Source organism: Caminibacter profundus (assembly GCF_054657155.1).
Window position 1 is genome coordinate 242,501 of the sequence record NZ_BAAHXC010000003.1, and the last position, 2,179, is coordinate 244,679.

General features: G+C 51.4%; 2 rRNA genes (1 of these 2 only partly in view). Both read left to right on the forward strand.

Annotation, left to right across the window (positions count from 1 at the left end):
• A 23S ribosomal RNA gene (locus tag ACYQ1U_RS09185) occupies positions 1-1,739 on the forward strand (it extends 1,170 nt beyond the left edge of the window).
• 49 nt (positions 1,740-1,788) lie between these two features.
• A 5S ribosomal RNA gene (rrf, locus tag ACYQ1U_RS09190) occupies positions 1,789-1,905 on the forward strand.
• The last annotated feature ends 274 nt before the right edge of the window (positions 1,906-2,179 follow it).

Below are 2,179 nucleotides of genomic sequence, written 5' to 3' on the forward strand. Positions count from 1 at the left end.
TCCCTGTGGAGGGGGAGTGGTAGGAGAGCGTTCCTGTCAGCGCTGAAGGTGTACCGGTGAGGAGCACTGGAGCGGCAGGAAGTGAGCATGCAGGCATGAGTAGCGATAAAGTGGGTGAGAATCCCACTCGCCGAAAGCCTAAGGTTTCCTACACGATGCTCGTCAGTGTAGGGTTAGTCGGGACCTAAGACGAGGCCGAAAGGCGTAGTCGATGGGAAAACGGTTAATATTCCGTTACCTACTAACAGCGAGGCGAAGGGGGGACGCCTAGGGTTAGCCGAGGTCACTGATGGAATAGTGGCTCGAAGGGTGTAGGAGGCTAGGTAGGCAAATCCGCCTAGCAAAACTCCGAGACCTGACAGGCTCTCAAACTCCTTCGGGAGGGAGAGAGAATCGGTGATACCGTCGGGCCGAGAAAAGCCTCTAAGCCGTTTGAGCTGTTAGTAGCCCGTACCGTAAACCGACACAGGTAGGCGGGATGAGTATTCTAAGGCGCGTGGAAGAACCCTCCCTAAGGAACTCGGCAAACTGGCACCGTAACTTCGGGATAAGGTGTGCTCCGAGTAGGTGAAGGGACTTAGCTCCTGGAGCCGAAAGGAGTCGCAGCGCAGCGCTCTTGCCGACTGTTTACCAAAAACACAGCACTCTGCTAACTCGTAAGAGGAAGTATAGGGTGTGACGCCTGCCCGGTGCCGGAAGGTTAAGGGGATCCGTTAGCCGAAAGGCGAAGCGGTGAACCGAAGCCCCGGTAAACGGCGGCCGTAACTATAACGGTCCTAAGGTAGCGAAATTCCTTGTCGGTTAAATACCGACCTGCATGAATGGCGTAACGAGTGAGGGGCTGTCTCAGGGAGGGATCCAGTGAAATTGTAGTGGAGGTGAAAATTCCTCCTACCCGCGGCAAGACGGAAAGACCCCGTGGACCTTTACTACAGCTTGGCATTGTAGGTGGGATATCCATGTGCAGGATAGGTGGGAGGCTTAGAAGCCTGAGCGCCAGCTCAGGTGGAGCCGCCCTTGAGATACCACCCTTGGATATCCTGCCTACTAACCCGCATGAGTAATCCTCATGGGGGACAGTGCCTGGTGGGTAGTTTGACTGGGGCGGTCGCCTCCTAAAGAGTAACGGAGGCTCACAAAGGTTGGCTCATGGCGGTTGGAAATCGCCAGAAGAGTGTAAAGGCATAAGCCAGCCTGACTGCGAGAGAGACACCTCGAGCAGAGACGAAAGTCGGTCTTAGTGATCCGGTGGTTCTGAGTGGAAGGGCCATCGCTCAAAGGATAAAAGGTACCCCGGGGATAACAGGCTGATCTCCCCCGAGAGCTCACATCGACGGGGAGGTTTGGCACCTCGATGTCGGCTCATCGCATCCTGGGGCTGGAGCAGGTCCCAAGGGTATGGCTGTTCGCCATTTAAAGCGGTACGCGAGCTGGGTTCAGAACGTCGTGAGACAGTTCGGTCCCTATCTGCCGTGGGCGTAGGAAGGCTGAGGAGAGCTGACCCTAGTACGAGAGGACCGGGTTGGACGTGCCACTGGTGTACCAGTTGTCCTGCCAAGGGCAGTGCTGGGTAGCCAAGCACGGAAGGGATAACCGCTGAAAGCATCTAAGCGGGAAGCCCACTCCAAGATGAGCCTTCCCTGAAGGGTGCAGGAAGACTACCTGCTTGATAGGCTGGGGGTGTAAGCCCTGCGAGGGGTTGAGCTGACCAGTACTAATAACCCGATTGGCTTCTGTAAGTGCGTGGGCAAGGCTTTTAACAGCTAACTTTAGTTATATAGTGACAAGCGTAGTGGGAAAAGCGTAGGGGAAACACCCTGAACCATTTCGAACCAGGAAGTTAAGCCCTACAGCGCTGATGATACTGCATCCTTACGGATGTGGGAAAGTAGGTCCCTGCTACGCTTTTCAGTGTATAACTTTTATAACATAACAAAGAGTCTGGCACTATATATATCGGCTCTATCTTTTACTTCTCTTGGATATTTGTTTTATTTCTCTCATATTAATGTCTATTTTAATTATTATTTTAATTATAAAATTAATTTTATTATATTACCTGTCCTAATCTATTATATATCTCTCTTTTTCTAATTGTTAATTCTACATATTTTACTAATATACCTATCTCCCAATACTCTAATACCAATCCCAAGATGTTTAGACACTTCAGTATAAT